Annotated in this window: 17 protein-coding genes; all 17 read right to left on the reverse strand. The window is 45.5% G+C overall.

The annotated features are described in order from the left end of the window. Positions 1–193: 193 nt before the first annotated feature. The 17 genes from MHH92_RS30145 to MHH92_RS30225 all read right to left on the reverse strand — a co-directional run bounded on the left by MHH92_RS30145 (position 194) and on the right by MHH92_RS30225 (position 19,872). Positions 194–1,003 (reverse strand): class I SAM-dependent methyltransferase, encoded by an 810-nt coding sequence (locus MHH92_RS30145; protein WP_256332360.1) that lies wholly within the window; start codon positions 1,001–1,003, stop codon positions 194–196. Between the two features lie 284 nt (positions 1,004–1,287). Next, positions 1,288–2,055: a hypothetical protein gene (locus tag MHH92_RS30150; protein ID WP_340907594.1), complete on the reverse strand. Its 768-nt coding sequence runs from the start codon at positions 2,053–2,055 to the stop codon at positions 1,288–1,290. 222 nt (positions 2,056–2,277) lie between these two features. After that, positions 2,278–3,564, reverse strand: a complete 1,287-nt coding sequence (locus tag MHH92_RS30155) for an adenylosuccinate synthase (protein ID WP_036671866.1) — start codon at positions 3,562–3,564, stop codon at positions 2,278–2,280. A gap of 444 nt (positions 3,565–4,008) precedes the next feature. Beyond that, complete coding sequence (gene dnaB, locus MHH92_RS30160; RefSeq protein ID WP_036611922.1) at positions 4,009–5,370, reverse strand: replicative DNA helicase; 1,362 nt, start codon at positions 5,368–5,370, stop codon at positions 4,009–4,011. A gap of 1 nt (position 5,371) precedes the next feature. Then, positions 5,372–5,815, reverse strand: a complete 444-nt coding sequence (gene rplI / locus MHH92_RS30165) for a 50S ribosomal protein L9 (protein WP_036611925.1) — start codon at positions 5,813–5,815, stop codon at positions 5,372–5,374. Next, on the reverse strand, positions 5,812–7,803 hold the full coding sequence (locus MHH92_RS30170) for a DHH family phosphoesterase (protein WP_253504618.1): 1,992 nt from the start codon (positions 7,801–7,803) through the stop codon (positions 5,812–5,814). The genes rplI and MHH92_RS30170 overlap by 4 nt, the downstream gene beginning before the upstream one ends. 11 nt (positions 7,804–7,814) lie before the next feature. After that, complete coding sequence (locus MHH92_RS30175; protein ID WP_036612044.1) at positions 7,815–8,726, reverse strand: DUF2232 domain-containing protein; 912 nt, start codon at positions 8,724–8,726, stop codon at positions 7,815–7,817. A gap of 5 nt (positions 8,727–8,731) precedes the next feature. Continuing rightward, entirely contained in the window at positions 8,732–9,034 is a 303-nt protein-coding gene (locus MHH92_RS30180) for a MazG-like family protein (protein WP_036611930.1), read from the reverse strand. Positions 9,035–9,299: 265 nt separating this feature from the next. After that, positions 9,300–9,725, reverse strand: a complete 426-nt coding sequence (locus MHH92_RS30185) for a CBS domain-containing protein (RefSeq protein WP_017691444.1) — start codon at positions 9,723–9,725, stop codon at positions 9,300–9,302. 184 nt (positions 9,726–9,909) lie between these two features. Further along, positions 9,910–10,944, reverse strand: a complete 1,035-nt coding sequence (locus MHH92_RS30190) for an LCP family protein (RefSeq protein WP_036671869.1) — start codon at positions 10,942–10,944, stop codon at positions 9,910–9,912. 242 nt (positions 10,945–11,186) lie between these two features. After that, positions 11,187–12,773: an MFS transporter gene (locus MHH92_RS30195; RefSeq protein ID WP_340907813.1), complete on the reverse strand. Its 1,587-nt coding sequence runs from the start codon at positions 12,771–12,773 to the stop codon at positions 11,187–11,189. 251 nt (positions 12,774–13,024) lie between these two features. Beyond that, positions 13,025–13,930 carry a D-alanyl-D-alanine carboxypeptidase family protein gene (locus MHH92_RS30200; RefSeq protein ID WP_340907596.1) on the reverse strand — a complete coding sequence of 302 codons (906 nt, stop codon included), beginning with the start codon at positions 13,928–13,930 and terminating at the stop codon, positions 13,025–13,027. A 254-nt stretch (positions 13,931–14,184) separates the two neighbouring features. Beyond that, the gene (locus MHH92_RS30205) at positions 14,185–16,011 is read right to left on the reverse strand and encodes an oligopeptide ABC transporter substrate-binding protein (RefSeq protein WP_340907597.1); all 1,827 of its coding nucleotides are present in this window, start codon (positions 16,009–16,011) and stop codon (positions 14,185–14,187) included. Positions 16,012–16,030: 19 nt separating this feature from the next. Then, positions 16,031–16,936 (reverse strand): ABC transporter permease, encoded by a 906-nt coding sequence (locus MHH92_RS30210; protein ID WP_036611941.1) that lies wholly within the window; start codon positions 16,934–16,936, stop codon positions 16,031–16,033. A 29-nt stretch (positions 16,937–16,965) separates the two neighbouring features. Then, on the reverse strand, positions 16,966–17,928 hold the full coding sequence (opp4B, locus tag MHH92_RS30215) for an oligopeptide ABC transporter permease (protein ID WP_169482677.1): 963 nt from the start codon (positions 17,926–17,928) through the stop codon (positions 16,966–16,968). Positions 17,929–17,935: 7 nt separating this feature from the next. After that, positions 17,936–18,868 (reverse strand): ABC transporter ATP-binding protein, encoded by a 933-nt coding sequence (locus tag MHH92_RS30220; protein WP_340907598.1) that lies wholly within the window; start codon positions 18,866–18,868, stop codon positions 17,936–17,938. A gap of 14 nt (positions 18,869–18,882) precedes the next feature. Further along, on the reverse strand, positions 18,883–19,872 hold the full coding sequence (locus MHH92_RS30225) for an ABC transporter ATP-binding protein (protein ID WP_036612047.1): 990 nt from the start codon (positions 19,870–19,872) through the stop codon (positions 18,883–18,885). Positions 19,873–20,196 lie beyond the last annotated feature (324 nt).

Below are 20,196 nucleotides of genomic sequence, written 5' to 3' on the forward strand. Positions count from 1 at the left end.
GTACTATGTACTTTTGTTCGCAAATTAAGACTAGGTTCTAAGACCCAGTGAAATATGCTTTATTTTTCATAAAAATACATATAAAATCCCTCACCAGATCAACTCTGATAAGGGATTACGTAAACAACCTGATTGTGGTTTATCTTAAACTGGATTTCATCCCATGCCACAATAGAAATTAACTTTTATGTCTCTATTCTTTGACTGCAAGAATTACAAATCGCTTCTGCTGTACTTCCCAGAATCCATTTTGCTCCATCTCCGTATGAATATACATTAATGGCTCACGGAACTGTTCTACCTTGAAATCAGGTACTTGCCACGGGATGGTCTTTAGATAATATACCAGTGCCCCTATATCATAGAAACGCTGCGCGGGAGTTGCTTCCCGTTGCTCCAGAATACGGAATCCACACTGTTCCAGCTGAAGAACAGCACGATCCAGCTCCCATCCAGCGTAATCCACGGGCATAGGAATGCCGAGCAGATCATTGATCTCCCTGCAATCTGACCAACCTACCTGTTGAGTCAGAAACAGTCCACCTACCGATAGAATCCGCCTAACTTCCTGCTCATCATACGACTCATGCCGATTAAGAATCAGATCGAATTCCCCGTCTACAAAAGGAAGTTGCGAATCATCAGTCACCGGAAGCACCTTCACACCTAACGGCTGTAATCGTTCCTCTGCAATCGGTATATTCGGAAGATAACCTTCGGTCGCACATGTGTATGGAGGAAGTGGAAGGAGTCTGGACAGCATTTCTCCTCCACCAGTCCCCATGTCGAGCAATCGTTCTGTTTGATTCAACAATCGGCGCGCCATCGTTCCATAGGACCAAGGCAACATTCCGCTCTGAAGTCGTTCACTCCCTGTTACATAGCTAAAATCCCAGCCACTAAACGGCTGCTCCGCCTCTTGCAGGCCTTGCTCGTATCGCTCATTCGTCGCCTCGGTAAACTTTTTTACTGATGGTTCTGAATTAGAATGATATAAGTTCATGTTCAATACAACCTCCAATTAGTGTATTCATAAACACAAGTCCATCGGATCTCTTGAATGCACACATGAACGGAGGTCCACGAATTGGACTGGAGGTTTCCGCAATATTACCTGAACGTTTTTATATGTTGTGCTCTTTACCTTTATATTTCATACACTGTACCCTCCTACAGGCATTTCCAGTATTTATTTAAATAAATTATATTCAATCACCATCGACAAGTCCATTACATTATGAATCAGGCGATACCCGTCTATGAGTACGCCTGCTTTACCTTCCAATCTTATTCTGTTTGCAGTACTTCCATCAGGTTGTCGTACTCTTCACTGGTCAGGTACTTCGAGATCACCTGTTCAATCTCACGCAGTTCCTGTTCCGTTAGGCCACCTTCCATGGCGCCTGAGATCTGCTGCATTTCTTTCTGCGGCAGCTTGTTCATGAGCAGGCTGAAGATTTTTTCTTTCTCCTCTGCTGGCAGCTTGTCCTTCGCTCCTGTAATGTCATCCGGTGATACAACAATGGCATCATTGCCTGAAGAAGCACCGCCGCTGGCCGCTCCGGTTCCATTACCTGAAGCTGAACCACTACCCTGATCTGTTCCTGAGTCATTACCCGTGCCCGTATCCACCCCATTGCCTGCACTTGTGCCTGAGTTTGATCCTACGGTTGTATCTGTACCTGAACCTTCCTCTGTGCCCTCGTTTGAGCCGCTCCCTTGAGGCGCATTCTTGCCTGCATCTACGCCAGATTGACCGCCCTCCGTTCCATTCCCCATAACTGAAACAGCATCTTCCGGAACCTGCTCTTCGTCCGCTCCTGTCGGCTGATCTGTCGTCTCATTTCCTGATTTGTTCCCCTCGCTGGTTTTACCGCCCAAGGCACCTTGGAACATGGCAGTTAACCCCATGGGTTGACCTTCCCACTGAATATTGAAACTCGCGAGTAGCGACTTCGCATATGACTGTACAATTAATCCGGTCGTGAGCAGTGTCAGTGAACTGACCAGCAACACGGTTAGCACGATTTTGACAAACCACACAAGCAACTTCATTCCGTTCTCTCCCTCCGATTATCCCACCCGTCTGACATGCGCATGTCGGGGTCTGTGACTCTACTGTTAACCAGTATTGACGGAAATCTCGGGATTATATCCGATAAACATACAAAAAACCTCCAGTCATCGCTATAAAAGCAACAACTGGAGGCTTAACAAGCCTAAGTCTGCAGACAATTCTATTTTATAATTCAAGAAACAATCTCTCTATTTCTTCGATTACTCGTAGATTGGAAGAACTTGATTCGTTTGCTCACGGTTACGACCAACGGAGAAGATGGCAATTGGAATGCCTGTCAGTTCAGAAACACGTTTTACATAATTCTGTGTGTTCACTGGCAGGTCTTCGAGTTTCTTCGCTCCAGTGATATCTTCGCTCCAGCCTGGCATCTCTTCGTATACCGCTTCACATTCTGCCAGCATTTTGAGGCTTGCCGGATAGTGTGTGATGACCTCGCCGCGGAATTTGTATCCTGTGCAGATTTTTACGGTTTCCAGACCTGTCATTACGTCCAGAGAGTTCAGGGACAGACCTGTGATTCCACTGACACGGCGCGCGTGGCGAACAACAACACTATCGAACCAACCTACACGACGTGGACGTCCAGTTACCGTACCGTACTCATGTCCAGTCTCACGGATTTGGTCACCGATTGCATCATGCAATTCCGTAGGGAATGGGCCATCTCCTACACGGGTTGTGTAAGCTTTCGCTACCCCAATGACTTGCTGAATACGAGCCGGGCCTACGCCAGAACCGATACATACGCCACCTGCGGACGGATTGGATGATGTAACAAATGGATAAGTTCCTTGATCAAGGTCCAACATAACGCCTTGTGCGCCTTCAAACAATACCTTTTTGTCCTCATCAATATATTCATTAAGAACAACAGATGTATCACGTACGTAAGGACGCAGAATTTCAGCATATCCGAGGTAATCTTGCAGAATCTCTTCAACATCAACAGGCTGACCGCCGTAGACTTGCTCGATGACACGGTTCTTTTCTTTGACCAGATGACGCAGTTTCAGTTCGAAATCTTCAGCATCCAGCAGGTCAACCATCCGAATACCAATACGAGCTGATTTGTCCATGTAACATGGGCCAATTCCTTTGCCAGTCGTACCGATTTTGTTCGGACCTTTGCTCTCTTCTTCCAGTGCATCCAATACCATGTGATATGGCAGGATGATATGTGCGCGCTCACTAATGGACAGGTTCTTGGTTGTGAAATCATTGTCATGAATATAGTTAATTTCTTCGATGAGTGCCTTCGGGTTGATAACCATTCCGTTACCAATAACACACGCTTTATCCGTGTAGAAAATCCCTGATGGAATCATCGTCAGTTTATATTTTTTGTTATCAATCAGAATTGTATGACCCGCATTGTTACCACCTTGATAACGAGCCACCACATCAGCGCTCTCCGCCAAATAATCCGTGATTTTACCTTTTCCTTCGTCTCCCCATTGCGTTCCCACTACAACTACCGTTGACATAGTTAACATTCCTCCGTGGGTGCCTTGCGCACCTTTGTATTGGTCTGTCCGTCCTCTATCCCGGCAGGCATGTTACGCAATAAACCGACTGAGAAGCGTGCTAACGGACAGTAAAAATGTCCTTCCGTTACATTCAAGGGAAGGTTTGCGCTGCTTTAACGCAGCAGTATTAGTGTACCAGTACCCTTTTTCAAAGTCAAATCAAATGGCGAACAATTAGATATAGTACAACTGTAATGTTCGGGATTTACCCATTATATCAACACAAAAAACCGGAGACATCAGTCCAAGCTTGCTTGACTGCTATCACCGGTTCAAGGATACCCATTTCAATGTGAATCTATATCTGGTATTTATAAGAGATGTTTGAGTTCAGTTACTCTAATGGTTGATCTTCGGGACAGACGATTTTGCTTCTTGATCGAAGCTGTCAGCACCTGCCCGTTACATCGCGAAGGCGTCATTGTGCGCCCTCTCGTAATTGACGAATTTATTAAAGTTTTTCAGGAAGACCAGTTCTACCGTACCTACCGGACCGTTACGCTGTTTGGCGATAATGATCTCAATAATATTTTTCTTCTCGGTCTCCTGGTTGTAGTAGTCATCACGGTACAGGAACGCTACGATGTCGGCATCTTGCTCGATCGAACCCGATTCCCGCAAGTCACTCATCATCGGACGTTTATCCTGACGTTGCTCTACACCCCGGCTCAGCTGGGACAAGGCAATAACCGGAACTTCCAGTTCCCGGCCAATCTGTTTCAGTGTACGTGAAATCTCGGATACCTCTTGTTGACGGTTCTCCCCTGCTTTACCACGTCCACTAATCAGTTGAAGATAGTCGATCAGGATCATGCCAAGGCCTTTCTCTTTCTTCAGACGACGGCATTTGGCACGAATATCGGCTACGGTAATCCCTGGCGTATCATCTATGAAGATGTTGGCTTCTGACAAAGCTGCAATACCCATCGTCAGCTTCTGCCAGTCTTCATCACCCTTGAAGTCACCCATACGCATAACACTCGCATCCAGGTTGGCTTCCGCACAGATCATACGTTGCACCAACTGGGCGGCTGACATCTCCAGACTGAAGATGGCTACCGTCTCCTGGGCCCGAATGGCTACGTTCTGAGCGATATTCAGGGCAAAGGCCGTCTTACCTACGGAAGGACGGGCCGCTACAATGATCAAGTCACTGCGCTGGAATCCAGCAGTCATCTTGTCCAGATCGATAAACCCGGACGGAATACCTGTCGTTGTACCCTTATTCTGATGAAGTGTTTCCACACGATCGAATACTTCCATCAGTACGTCCTGAATGGCTATAAAACCACTACTGGAGCGACGGTTGGATATCTCCAGAATGCGACGTTCAGCTTCTCCAAGCATCGCTGCAACATCTTCACCGCCCGTATATCCTTCGCTCACGATCTGTGTTGCCGTACGAATCAGACGACGCAGCATCGATTTCTCTTCGATAATCTGAGCGTAATAGTCTACGTTCGCGGCTGTAGGTACACCATGGGCTAGCTTCGCCAGATAACTAACGCCCCCGATGTCCTCCAGCTCACCTTTATCCTTCAGAAGCGAAGTCAGTGTCACGAGGTCAATCGGTTGATTTCCCTCACCAAGCTGGATCATCGCTTCAAAGATTAATTGATGGGGTTTATCATAGAAATCCTCGGTTTGCACCCGTTCCATCGCTGTAATCAGGGCCTCGCCCTGCAACAGGATTGCACCCAGCACGGCCTGTTCGGCTTCCAGGTTCTGCGGGGGAATCCGGTCGAATAACATTTCTCCGCCCATCTTACTCTTCCGTTACCTGTACCTTCAAGGTTGCCTTCACTTCAGGGTGAACCTTGACAGTTACTTGTGTTACGCCGAGTGTACGAATAGGCTCGTCCAGCTCAATTTTGCGTTTGTCTACTTTCAGACCCTTTTTAGACAAAGCTTCTGCGATCTGTTTGCTAGTAATGGCGCCAAACAGACGACCACCTTCGCCGGACTTGGCTTTCAGTTCAGTTACTTCTGCTTCCAGCTTTTTCGCAAGTGCTTCCGCTTCCGCTTTCTCTTCCTGTTTGAGTCTTTCTTCAGCCGCCTTCTGGTTGTCCAGTGTCTTCATGTTGCCGTCTGTTGCCAGACGTGCGATTCCCCGTGGCAATAAGAAGTTCTGTGCGTAACCCTCAGATACTTCTTTCACTTGCCCTTTCTTGCCTTGACCCTTCATATCTTTTATAAAAATGACTTTCATTCGAACAGCCCCTCTTCCTTTTCGATTTCAGCCAGTACGTTCGTCAGCCGTTTTTCTGCCTCTCCAAGCGTTCCTTCAAGCTGCACGGCAGCATTCGTCAAATGTCCGCCACCGCCCAGTCGTTCCATGACAACTTGAACATTCATGCGCCCCAGCGATCTCGCGCTGATGCCAATCAGTCCATCCGGACGCTCACTAATCACAAATGAAGCGACCACGTCAGTCATGTTCAGCAATGTATCCGCCACCTGGGCGATCATCATCTGTGAAATCTTGCTACCAGGGTCTGTGACCGCCAGCGCAATGTTTCCATATACCATTTTAGCATGCTTTATGATTTCTGCCTTAGCAATATATTCTGACAGATCCTCTTTCATCAACCGCTGGATCATAATGGTGTCCGCACCGCTACGGCGCAAGAAACCTGCCGCTTCGAACGTTCTGGACCCCGTGTGCAGTGCAAAATGCTTCGTATCCACCGTAATCCCGGCAAGTAGAGCCGTAGCTTCTAGCGGAGTGAATTGTACCTTATCATGAATGTATTGCAAGAGTTCGGTTACCAATTCGGCAGCAGAGGACGCATAAGGTTCCAGATAGATCAACACTGCGTCATTGATGAACTCTTCACCCCGGCGATGGTGATCCACAACTACGACACGGGTAGCAGACTGTACCAGTTTTGGCTCCATGGTCATGGAGGCCTTATGAGTATCCACCACCACCAGTAACGTGTGCTCGGTCATCATCTGGGTTGCCTGTTCCGGTGATACAAATGCTTTGGACAACTTCTCGTCCTTGTTCACTTGCTCCATCATGCGTTCAATCGATGGATTCATTCCATCCAGAACAATTCGGGCCTCCACATTGTACAGACTGGCCGCTTTCCACACTCCGATGGATGCGCCGATCGCGTCCATATCCGGAATTTTGTGCCCCATGATGAGCACCCGGTCGCTCTCCTGCATGAGATCACGCAGCGCGTGTGCAATAACGCGGGCTCTTACCCGTGTCCGTTTCTCCACTGCGTTAGACTTGCCGCCATAGAAAGACAGGCGTTGTCCGGACTTCACGGCAGCCTGATCACCCCCACGTCCAAGTGCCATGTCCAGGCTGGACTGTGCCAGTTCTCCCATCTCACTGATGCTATCCGATCCAAACGCCAGTCCAACACTGAGTGTCATTGGCACTTTGAGGTCAGCAGTCATCTCCCGAACTTCATCCAAAATGACAAATCGGCTCTGCTCCAGTTCCTGCAAAGACTTATGATTCAGCATCAACAGATAACGATCAGAAGACAGGCGGCGCAGGTACACTTCGTACCGCTTGGCCCAAGACGTAATTTCGCTGGTCACTCGAGCAATCAGCGCTGTACGCTGTTGATCGTCCATGCCTTGGGCAGCTTCGTCCAGATTATCCAGAACGAGAATTCCCAATGCAAGGCGTTCATTTTCATATTTATCACGAAGAATGGCTAGCTCCGTAATCTCGTATACATATACATACCGCTCCTGCGGGTTATGAATAACTCCATAATGCCGATCATCCAACTGGAATTCGTCATGCAACTCCTTGGATGAATGTTCCTTCGTCCCATCCTTCTTCTCTTTAGGCTGAGGAAGTTTGGGAAACATATTAAGTAGCGGATTACCCACCATTGTCTTCTCCTGGAACATCTCCGCGACAAAGCGGTTATGCCACTCTACCGTACGATCTTCGCTGTACAGCACAATTCCGAATGGAAGCATGCTGACCGCTTCCCCCTCCATCCGTTTGATCCGAATAGATAGGCCATTAATGTAGTCGTTAAGCTCACGGCGGAACGCGAGCTCCGCCTTAATCATGACGATTCCCAGCGCCGAAGCCAGTATCAGACTAATCAAACCAAGCGTCCAGTTATAAATGGTAACGAACATAACGAGCAACAGCAGCAGTATGAACGCCCATACGGTATAGTAGCCGTGCCAGCGTTTCTTCAGAAATTTAGGCATGACTCATCACCCTATCGTTTTGATTTCGATATTGCCTCACGAAGCGGGAACGCCAGATCGATAATTCCGATAATCCGAAGCGGACCAATGAAGAAGACCGCAGCCGCCAGGAAATATGGTATAACCGGATTCCATTTCTTTGTATGTGAGAGAAAGAAGAAGAAACCGATCGCTTGAATCATGAAGCCCAGATTAATTAACGGCGACAGATTCATGGCAATCATAGTCCAGTATGTTCCATCACTTTGTCTGGAGATCACTTCGATCAACAGAGCAAGGAAATAATACCAGATCAACGCACGCGGCATACGCCATTCTCTCGCTGGTGGAAGCTTCGATACCACCACACCCATCACGTTCAGAATCGGACGAGCAATGGCGTGTGTAATGAAGGCCATTACCATAGACGTGACAACGAGAGCAAACGGAATCATAAGCTGTGTTTGTTTGGCAACATCCTCGGTCATCTCAGGTGTCCATGCAAATCCGTTGATCATCTGATTCGATGTATTGGTTAACGGTTCAATGGTCAATTTGACCACATCTTCAATATAACTGGACAGGTCGAATTGGAAAATGACACTGCCGACTAAGAGCAACAACAAGTATTCTGCCAACATCATGCCACTTCCCGCCATCAGAGCGAACAGGGCCGATTTGCGTGTTTTATACGCGTGACCCATAACGATTGCAGGCAGGGTAAAGATGAGCAATAGTAACAGATAGATGGGGTGGAATACGACCAAAATAACGGCTACGGGCACGAGATGCCATATAAATGATTTTAAAGATAATGAAGCATACAAAATAACTCCCGGAATCATCATAAAAAATATGGCAAGTACCGATAAAGGAGTTAACAGCGAAAGTAGCAAGAGCAGATAGACTGCGCTCCAAACAGCTGATTTAAAGCTAAATTTCAACAAATTCACCTCTTACGCATATGATCTTCTAGCGAGGAAATATCCTGGTACCAGTCTTCAAGCTGGTGACCTTCCTGTTTATGCTTTTTCAACTTCTCAACTAGCAGTGCATCCAGATCCTTGAAAGGAATACCGAGCCTGCGGCCCAATATGTAACTACTCATAATCAAACTGGCAAGACTGTCCCCGATTCGAGTTGTACTGCCTTCCCATAACGCCTTGAATAATCGGGATACCTGATCAAGCACTTCGGTTTTCAGCCATTCAATCACTTTAGCGCGTTTGGCTACATCCAGTTCTTTAGGCATATTGGCGAAAGTCACTCTCCCCCGAAAAAGCTTTATTCTCGATTATAGCATAAAAAGAGGGCCCGCAAAATTACCCCAAAAAACGGAGAAGTTCTCCGAAACTGATGTCAGGTACTTATGCGGAGTCCTCCGTACATCCTATCGACCTATATATTTGTAAAAAACTTCGAATCCGCCCCTGATTTAGGACTTCTTAAGTTTAACATGATACCGGACGGCTGTGATTATCCCTCATGACACAATAATGTTTAAATTCGTAACAGTCTTACTTAGCCTTGATCGATTCTTTGGCTACAATGCCCTCGCAGTACTCAATAATTTGACTCCGTCTGACAATACCAATGAACCGATCCATATCATCGACCACAGGAACAAAGTTCTGAACTTTAGCCAGATTAATCAGGTCCTCCATGTTGGCGTTAATGGATACAGGTTTAATATCCAAGCGAAGGGGAACATCCTTGAGCAAGAACTTTGAAGCGTTTTCAAATGAAATCTTTCCCTCGGCATTCTTCATATACCACAGTAAGTCGCCTTCGGTAACCGTACCAATATATTTGCCCTCTTTATTCAAAATGGGTACCGCCGTAAAACGATGATATTCCATCCGTTCCAACGTTTGCCGCAGCGTAGAATCCGACGTCACGCACGTAACCTCTTGTTTGGGTAGCAGAAAAAATGCGATGTTCATACCCTTGTGTATCCTCCTTGTGAATTTCTTCGTTCAACTTATCTCGCTCAACTTATATTATACGGATCAGAACGCAGGATGTTCCAAAAGGATAATAGTTCTCAATACAAAGAAAAAAAACAGCAGCCCGCGAATAAACGTACTGCTGATTGTGGTCTACAACACATCATTGGTATGGAATTGGTTATTCAATCTTTTGCCGGTCAGGGATCATGACTTCACCGGCTGGGGTCGATTGATCCATCCAGTTGTTAATCAGCTCTTTGGCATATTGGACATCTTTCTCGTCAGCCTGACCATAATAGATACCGTCTTTTTTCATTCCCTCACCCAGAATGGTGAAGCTTGAAATCTGCGGTTTCTCCTGAGTAAGCACTTGTTTGGCCAGATCAATAATAAAAGAAGCTCGCATATCCGTCTGGAAGCTGTCTCCCATGATCTGAATCAATTCGGGAATTTTGGCGATTTGATTCAAATTCAGCATCTCATTCGCCATCGCGTTCAGGAAAATCTGCTGCCGCTTGGTACGATTAAAATCGCTATCCTCACGGTATCTTACATAATACAGTGCTTCCTGCCCGTCATAGATCGGCTTACCGCCTTCAATCGTGAATTGCACATGATCCGGATTCTTGTTCACAATGTCCTCATCAATTGGCAGTTTTACACCACCAAGCGCATCAACCACTTTTTTGATTCCGTCGAAGTTGATTGTTGCATAATAACCCACATCAGCATCAAGGAATTTCTCCACCGTATTGATGGACATATTCTCCCCACCAAAAGCGTAGGCATGCGCCAGCTTATCATAATCATCTTCGCCGTCCTTGTTGGCATCCCGTCCTACAATCTGCACATACGTATCACGTGGAATGGATACCAACAGCACACGGGATTCCTTGGGACGAACTACAGCATAGATGACGGTATCGGAACGTCCACGCGTTTTCTCATAGGCGCGTTTGTCCGAACCTAACAGTAATACGGAGAAAGGTTCCTTACGGTATACCGTTGGATCAGGCGTGTTGTTGCCTTCTTGCGGTACATAAGAACGGGATAACTGATCTTCTACCGAACCGGCGAGAAACAGATCAAATGCCGCTACAGCCAGTTGCTGACGGAACAAATAACCTCCGATTAACAAAACAACAAGCGAAACGAGCGTTATATATAGGCCTTTTCTTCTTTTCTTCTTCTTATCTTTAGTTCTGCTTTTCATCCATCGATTCCTTCTTCACTATCGAAATGATAATCCATAATACCAATTAAACGTCTGAGATGTCTTGTGACTCGGTGTTCACTGAAGTTTTCTCTCTCTTGAATCAAGACACCGCTTACGCTCGTTCTATTGTAATCATTGCGAGAGCAAGAAAAGTTACAATCCGGTTAAATTGAAAAGAACAGCGACTCCTTTTTAGCTACAAAAGGTGCACTGTTCTCTTCATTTCTAACGTTATCGAATCAGTTTGTGGATATACTTTCCACATGTTGGATCTTCTCTTTTTGACGCAGACGTCCCGTTATAAGCGCAGCTACCAGCGTAAGCACACTGAATACCACCGCAGACCAGAAAAGGCCATTGTAACCCTGCCCTGTCGTTTGATGCACTGCCTGGAGCAACACATCACGGATGCCTTCATCAGGAATCTGGGACAGGCCCTCTGTCAGACTGGAGACATCACTCCCTGCTGCTCCACCCGATGCATATTGCTCCAGCATCTCCGGAGGCACCTGAATTCCTTTGTCAGCGAATCCTGCCTGAATGTTGGACCCCAGATTAATGAAAGAACGTGCCAGGAATCCAGCGAAAATCGTAGGTGCAATAGCCATCGCCATCTGGCGGAATAACGAGCTGGTCGCTACCGCGATGCCTTTGTTGTTTTCTCCCGCCTGTTCCGTGACAAGTACGTTAACTGGCGCACCAAGCATCATGCCGAAACCGATACCTACGAGTGTACTCGCGATGACAAATTGCCAGATATGCTCCACCCATAGCGGGAACAGCAGGAATCCAATGGCAGATAGCAGCCCCGCAACCGATAAAGTCCAGATCGGCCCTTTGCGGTCAACGAGGTATCCACCTCCACCTGCCCCGATGCCGGATGCCAGCGCGAGTGGAGTAAACCAGTACCCGGAAGCTGTATTGGATACGCCGAGATATTGTTCAACAAATCCGGGAATAAAGATCACCGAGGCCAGAATGGCTCCGGAGAAAAAGGCAATCAACAGCGTCCAGCGAAAGGACGCAATGCCCAGAAGCTGTGTCGATACAACAGGTTCACGTTCAGATCCTTCCAGCCTTTTTTCCATGAAGTAAAAGAGTACCAGAATGATCACACCTGCCAAGAAAAAGCCGTAGAACATCGGTGATCCCAGGCTTTGAAGCATGTTCACACCGTCCAGATTGCTAAAGCTATACATTAAACTGAGTACACCCAACGTTAGGACAGCAATACCGCTCCAGTCCACTGCTGCACGATTCAGTTCCTGCTCTTCCTGAATAAATCGAATACCTGCTATGAATAGCAGAATGGCGATAGGCACGTTAATCAGGAATAACCAATGCCAGTTGCCAGTCAGATCCAGTATAAAAGCACCGACATTGGGTCCCAAGATAGCGGCAACACCATTCATCCCTCCCAGCAGACCCAAGGCTGTACCTTGTCGCTCCGCCGGGAACTTGCTTAATACATATGAGCTGGCAATGATAAAAATCCCACCACCGCCCAAAGCTTGAATGACACGAGCAATCAGGAAAAAGGTAAACGATGTGCTCAGCGCGACAAGCAGGGACCCGATCCCAAACAACGCCACTTCAATCAAAAATAGTTTCTTGCGACCATAACGGTCCGACAGTTTGCCTGCAATAGGTACACTCACCGCAAGCCCAAGCGTGTAAAGCGTAATCGTCCATGCTCCCCATGTTGGCGACACACCAAATGATGCATTTAAGGTGGTCAGTGAAGAGGTGATGATCCCGTTATCCAGCGCAGCCATAAATACCCCTATGGCAAACAAGACTAGCGGCCATTTCATTTGTTTTTGCATCATAAGTTACCTCCCGATCAGATCGTAAATTCAGTATCGTACAGTTGGTTTGGTACATATATATTAAACTGAATTGAATAATAATGACTCACTGGTCATTTTAAAACAAAAGAAAACCATATGTCAATTTAATAATATGATTATATGGATCAATTTACCTCTAATTCGATAAAATAGAGCTACCACATGTTCAGTTGAACCTGCGGACAGCCCTCATATCTTATCTAACGTACTAACGCTTGCGTAATGCTTCAATAATCTGGTCTGACTCGGTTTCCCGAAAAACCATAGTTGAATAACTTCCGAGTCTCCACAAAACGCCCTTCACGAGTATCTGTTCCAAATACAACTGATATCAGTCTTTTGCCATCACGTTCAGCTGTCCCCACAAAATGATATCCGGAATCTTCATCATACCCGGTCTTCAATCCGTCATTCCCATCGTAAGCATACGGCCCACCAATGGAGGACAACATCCAGTTCGTGTTGCTCATGTACATCCCTTTTTGGTGCATTGATACTTGCATTTGACTGGAGATTCTTAAAATCTCGGGATGGTTATTCAGCAGATATCGCGCTAGCTTGCATGCATCTATAGCCGTCATTAAGGTCTGCCCTTGTATTTCCATCGGACGGTTAGGACCAAGCAACTTTTCACTGAGGCCCGTTGAATTCGTGAATTGTGTTTCCTTAGAAAGTCCAATCTGAGTTGCCTTCTGATTCATCTGTTGCACGAACTTCTGCTCTGTACCACTGATATGTTCAGCCAGAGCAACCGCTGCATCATTGGCTGAATAGACAGCTACGATCTCGAACAACTCCTGAACGGTGAACTGCTCTCCCTGTTTCAGGGTCAGTTGACTACCCCCCACGGAGCTGGCATACAGACTCACATTAACAAGATCATTCCAGCCTATATCACCATTGATCACGGCCTCCATTACTAACAGTTCTGTCATCAACTTACTGACGCCTGCCGGAGCAATCTCTTCGGAGCCGTTAAAATCCATTAAGATCTGTTCAGAGTTCATATCCATTAGTACCGCAGATTCAGCTTTAATTCCCGGTTTGCCTACCAGCATGTCCGGTTTCACACCCAAATATATAATAAGCAAGAGAGCTAGCAGCATACCTGCCCGTTTCCACCATTTTTTCATAAGATGATCACCTCTTACCTATATAGACGAAGTAAAGAGGCATTTTGTCTGCACTTTTTTGAAAAAAAGTTAAATTTTTTTTATTTTTTGGTTACAAAAAAAACATGAACCCCATACACCCATGCCAGAGTGTACAGAATCCATGTTTTTAAAGACACTTTTTATTCATTTTCCCAGGAGAATTCTTCATTAATAATCTAGCAACCGGCTTCTTAAAGGACCCCAATCCTTACAGCTGCTAATTTAAGAATGTGTTACTGAGCTACAACTGCTTTGTCTGCATTAACTTGCAGGTCGCTCAGGTAAACGCCTGTTCCATCACCAATCGCATAGTTCATTACACGTTTGTTAACGGGTGCTACAACTGCACGATACAGTGTAGGGAATACAGGAACTTCATCTACCATGTATTGTTGCCATTGATTGTAGATCTCTTTACGCTTGTCTACATCAAATGCTTCAGCTGAGATACCTTGTGCCAGCAATTTGTCATTCTCTTCGCTGGAGAATCTGGAGAAGTTGTAGAGTGCATCGCGGCCATACAGACCAGATGGATCTACGTCAATACCAACGCCCCATGCTGCTTGATACACATCAATGTTTGGATCATCTTTACCTGTGTTACCTACACGGTCATAGAAGCTGTTGAACTCAACCATTTCCAGATTTACTTTCAAACCAATAGCTGCCCATGATTGAACATAATAACGAGCCAATGGTTCAGCTGTGTCTCCACCAGTCATGGATACAAAGTTGATTTCGAGTGGTGTTCCATCCGGATTCGTACGGAATTCACCATCCAGTTTGTAACCAGCTTCGTCGAGCAATGCTTTCGCTGCTTCTGGATCATATGCTACACCCGGATTGTTGGAATCATGGAATTCTGGGTGAGACGGTGGAATCAGGGTTGTTGCATTCCAACGCAGACCATTATAGAAACGTTTACCTACTTGATCGTTATCTACAGCCATCCACATGGCTTTACGCAACTTTTTGTCGCCCATTTTTGCTTCGGCATTGCTTACAACTTTTCCGTTCTCTTCATCCCACGTACCCAGTTTGAAACCGATGTACGTATAAGCACGATCGATTGTACCCAGGAATTCTACGTTGGACAGGTTAGCATTGTCTTTGTATTGATCTGTCGGGAATGCATCCACAAGGTCTACTCCGCCAGATTTCAGTTCTTGAACAACCGTTGTCGGGTTGATAACTTTCAGAGTTACACCATCCAGTTTTGGAGCTCCACGCCAGTAATCATCGTTTTTAACAAAAGTTACAGACTCACCTGGAGTGATCACATCCACTTTAAATGGACCAAAACCAATTGGTTTTTCACGTACTTCTTTGGAAGAAGACATTTTTGCTACATCCATATCACCGAAGATATGTTTAGCCAGAGGATACGTCCATACGCCACCTGTCAGCAGGGACGGAGTAGATTCTTTATACGTAATGCTGATTTGTTTGTCGCTCAGCACTTTAATACCAGAGATTGTTTTTGCTTTTCCAGCATGATACTCGTCCATACCTACTACACTAGTGAAGTTGGAGTCGTAACGTGGACCATCATACGCTTTGTTACCGATCACTTCATAAGCAAACTGCAGATCTTCAGCCGTTACCGGCTTGCCATCATGCCAGTTTACATTGTCGCGAATGGTCAGTGTGAACGTTTTACCATCTTCGGAAGTCTCATATGTTGCAGCACCATCATTGGTGTACACATAGTCTTTATCCCAAGTCAGCAAGCCTTCATCAAACCATTGAAGAACCTGTGCATCCGGGTTACCGGAATAGAAGTTAAAGTTCAGTGTACCTTCAAAAGCAGTATCCGATACAAGTCCGAATGTAATCGATCCACCCTCGATCGCAGTACCCTCATTCGTTTTGACATTGTTGAAGTCTTCAATGGAGTAAACGCCCTCTTCATTAGCAGGTTTTTCCTCCGTTTTTCCCTCTTCTGTGTTGGAAGCTGGAGCTGGAGTAGCTGCTTCTTTCTCAGAGCACGCTGCGAGCACCAATACAAAGACCAACATCATCGTGAAAAATAGTCCCCGTGAAAATAATCCCTTTTTCATGAACCTTTCCTCCCTTTTTTTAACCTCTTCTTTGTCTTGCATCAGTCGCACGCTTTAGGGCTTGACCGACATTATTTATACTCAACATCAATACCAGAATCAGTACCGATGCGGGTAGCCATATCCACCATCTGGATTCCAGGGTTTGCGGATTACGTGCATAACTTACGAGTGTTCCAAGACTAGGCGTACTTTCGGGAAAACCAAACCCGAGGAAAGACAGCCCGGATTCGAGGCCAATGTTGGCAGCGAGATTCAATGTCATCGTTACGATGATAATGGAACTCAGATTCGGAAGAACCTGTGAGAGCATAATCTTCAGATGAGAAGAGCCCAATGTTTTTGAAGCTTTTACATAATCCAGTTCCCGTTCCTGTAATGCTTTGGAGCGAATCAACCTGGCGATACCCATCCAGAGAAATGCCGTCATGATTAGAGAGAACGAGATGATATTGTATTTCGGTACTGCCGTAACAAACGCGATAACAATCATCAACATCGGAAGGATCATGAAGAAATCAACAACACGCATAAACAGGTTGTCTATCATTCCACCGAAATAACCGGATAAAAGGCCAATTAAGATACCTATGAAGCCAGTCATTAACGTTACGATAATTCCAATGGTCAGGGAGTTACGTGTACCGATGACCAGTTGGCCAAATACATCACGACCTCCATAGTCCGTTCCAAGCCAATATTTCGCGGATGGTGGTTCATATAAGGCAAACAGATCCACGCGTACGATATCATCCTGATTCAGAATGAGAGACGTGCCATATACCAGCAACATGACCAAGCCCAAGAAAATGAGCGAGATTAGTGCCACCTTATCTCTGACAAGCTCCCTCCATAAAATACTCAAGCTGGAGGGGCTTTTATCAACCTTTTGTGAAGTTACAACTACCTCGTTGGCCTTGCTCATCTTGTTTTCACCCCGAAATCTTCAAGTTCTTACTTGATCCGTATACGTGGATCTACAATTCCTAGAATTATGTCAGACAGCAATGCCCCGAGAATGGAAGCTACGCCATACAACAATACGAGTGCAGTCACAACGCTGAAGTCACGCAATGAGATGGAACTCAGGAACAACTGCCCCATACCTGGATAACTGAATATACTTTCAATAAATACCGTACCTCCGATAAGCCCTGTAATCTCATATCCGAAGAACGCGGCGATAGGTAATAGTGAGTTCCTCAAGATATGCCTGTTGTAGATCCGGGATTCCGAGGCGCCTTTGGCTCTGGCAGTAATAACGAATTCCTTATGCTTGATATCAATGATTTCACTACGTAAATATTGAACCGTAGATACCGTTGTAATCAGTGCCATGGATAGTGCCGGCAATAATAGATGATAGAACTTACTCATTACGTAGCTGAATGTGCCTGGTGTAAGTCCCGGCGCAACGCTACCTCCTGTCGGGAACCAGCCGAAGTGGAATCCGAAGATCCATACCATCACCAGTGCGAAGATGAACAATGGTGCGGCAAAGCCCAGATAGGTGTATCCCGTGATCAACCGATCAGACCAGGTATCGTTGTAACGACCGCTGATGATACCCAGTGGAATAGCGATCAGGTATGTCAGTACAAGTGTCGCCAGTGCGAGCCAGAATGTGTTTGCTACACGCTGACCGATCAAGTCGGTAACCGGCATTTTGAAACGGAAGGATTGTCCAAAATCACCTTGGACGGCGTTTTTAATCCAGTCCCAATATTGCACATACCAGGGATTATTCAATCCCAGTCTCTCTCGCTGGGCTTCCAATGCTTTGGGATCAACGCTTGGATCAAGTAATCCCGTTAGTGCATCGCCAGGCATGGCCTTGGCCATCAGAAAGACCAAAAGACTTAGTAAAAAGATCTGAGGGATCATTATGATAATTCTGCGTACTATCGTTTTCCACATATGGCCTTCAACCTTTCTGAGGTAGAGCTACTCGGTGAGTATCGGAAATGGATTTGAGCGAGTATGCAAGCCCTTCCTCATCAAAGAAATTTCGGTATGAATGTTCATACTCGGATTTGACCTGTTGACGGAAGACTACCATTTCCTCTCGTTTGGTTGGGTCCATATCCGGAATGGCTGCAATAAGACGTTTGGTATAGATGTGTTGCGGATTCTCAAAAATATCATTTGTTGTGCCCTGTTCCACATATCGACCTTTATACATAATTCCAATCTCATCACACATATGACGGATGATACCCAGATCGTGACTGATGAACAGATAGGTCAGATTTAATTCTTTTTGAATTTCCTGCATGAAGTTGAGTACCTGAGCCTGTACCGATACATCGAGTGCAGATACAGGTTCATCCGCGATAATTAGCTTCGGCTTCAGTGCAATAGCCCGTGCAATGCCGATCCGTTGACGCTGCCCCCCTGAGAATTCATGCGGATATTTGTAGATTGATTCCGGACTCAAGCCAACCTTTTCAAGTAATTCTCTTACTTGTCTTTTCTCCTCGGTGGCTGTCAGACGCTCATAGTTACGAAACGGCTCAGCAATAATATCGATAACCCGCTTCTTTGGATTCAGTGATGAATATGGGTCTTGAAAAATCATTTGTACATCCCGCTGGAGCTGCCTGTTCTTACGTCGCTCCGTAGCCAGATTTTTGCCGTTAAACAGGATCTTTCCGTCAGTGACATGGTTTAGCCCAATAATGGCTCTGCCTGTTGTTGTTTTTCCTGAACCTGATTCGCCAACCAGACCATAAGTCTGTCCTTCTTCAATGGAGAAGCTAACATCATCAACAGCCTTTACACTGCCAATTTCCCGTTTAAGCAATCCACCGCGAATCGGAAAGTGTATCTTGAGCCCTTCTACTTCGAGTAATGCCATTATGTTATTCCTCCTCAGCTTTGGTCAGGGAAATGAAAGTGCTGGTAACAGGTACACCGTACAAAGTGACCTGGTGCAATTTCATGCATCTGTGGGTTCTCTTCATGAGCCGATTCACTAATCCATGGAATTCGGGCTTTGAATCTGCACCCTTTGCGAGGAAGATTTTTGAGTGATGGTACGATGCCTTGGATGACATGTAATTTGGATCTTTCTTCAGACAGGGTGGGAATAGAGTTCAACAATGAGCGGGTATATGGATGCTTCGCATCGTTCATCAATGTGAAGATATCTGCGATTTCAACAATTTCACCTGCATACATAACTGCTACGCGATCAGCCATCTCAGCAACGACACCCAGATCATGTGTAATCAGAATAATGCCTGCGTTAATTTCACTCTTCAGATCACGGATCAGCTCCAGAATCTGTAGTTGAATCGTAACGTCAAGCGCCGTCGTTGGTTCATCGGCTATGAGTAATTCCGGTTTGTTGGCAATCGCAATGGCAATAACAATTCTCTGTCTCATACCACCAGATAGTTCGTGGGGATACTGCTTGTATATTTGTTCGGGACGTGGAATCCCTACCTGATTCAATAAGTGAATGACCTTTTCTCTCTTCTCTCTGGAAGACAGCTTGGACTGATGAAGTGTGAGAATCTCTTCAATCTGTTCACCAATAATCATTAGAGGATTTAGTGCGGACAATGGGTCCTGAAAAATCATGCCCATTTCTTTGCCGCGTAGCTTGTTTAACTTGCTTGGGGAGATGTTGGCAATATCTTGTCCTTTATAGAGAATCTGGCCTTCGATCTTTGCTTTGTTATGCAAACCCATAAGAGAGAATGCAAAAGCACTTTTACCTGACCCGGATTCACCTACAATCGCCAATACTTCATTTTTCTTCACCGTAAGGTTAACGTGATCCACTGCTGCATAATAGTCATCTTCAATTCTGAATGATGTTGTTAGATTTCTGACTTCCAATAGCTCTGTATTCAAATCAATCACCCTAACCCCATAATTTCCGTAGATTGTATTCGTGTGTAGAAATGCATCCACTGTATATTTCCAAGTTCTTGAAGATAACGAACAATAGCTTATACAAAATACCAAATTGTTAGGAGAAACAAGTTTAAGAGACTTATATTTAGACCATTGGTCAATTAATGTTGATAATTCCTAGCGGAATTATATATCAAAATAATTAATGTAATCATACGTGTAATTTTAGCTAACGTCAATGCTTATTTTGAGATTTTTGGTATAAATGTTTTTTATACTACAGATTTGGATATTAGTAATACTATAAAGGCTTATAGCAGG

This window comes from Paenibacillus sp. FSL M7-1414, assembly GCF_038003195.1.
Taxonomy (GTDB): domain Bacteria; phylum Bacillota; class Bacilli; order Paenibacillales; family Paenibacillaceae; genus Paenibacillus; species Paenibacillus amylolyticus.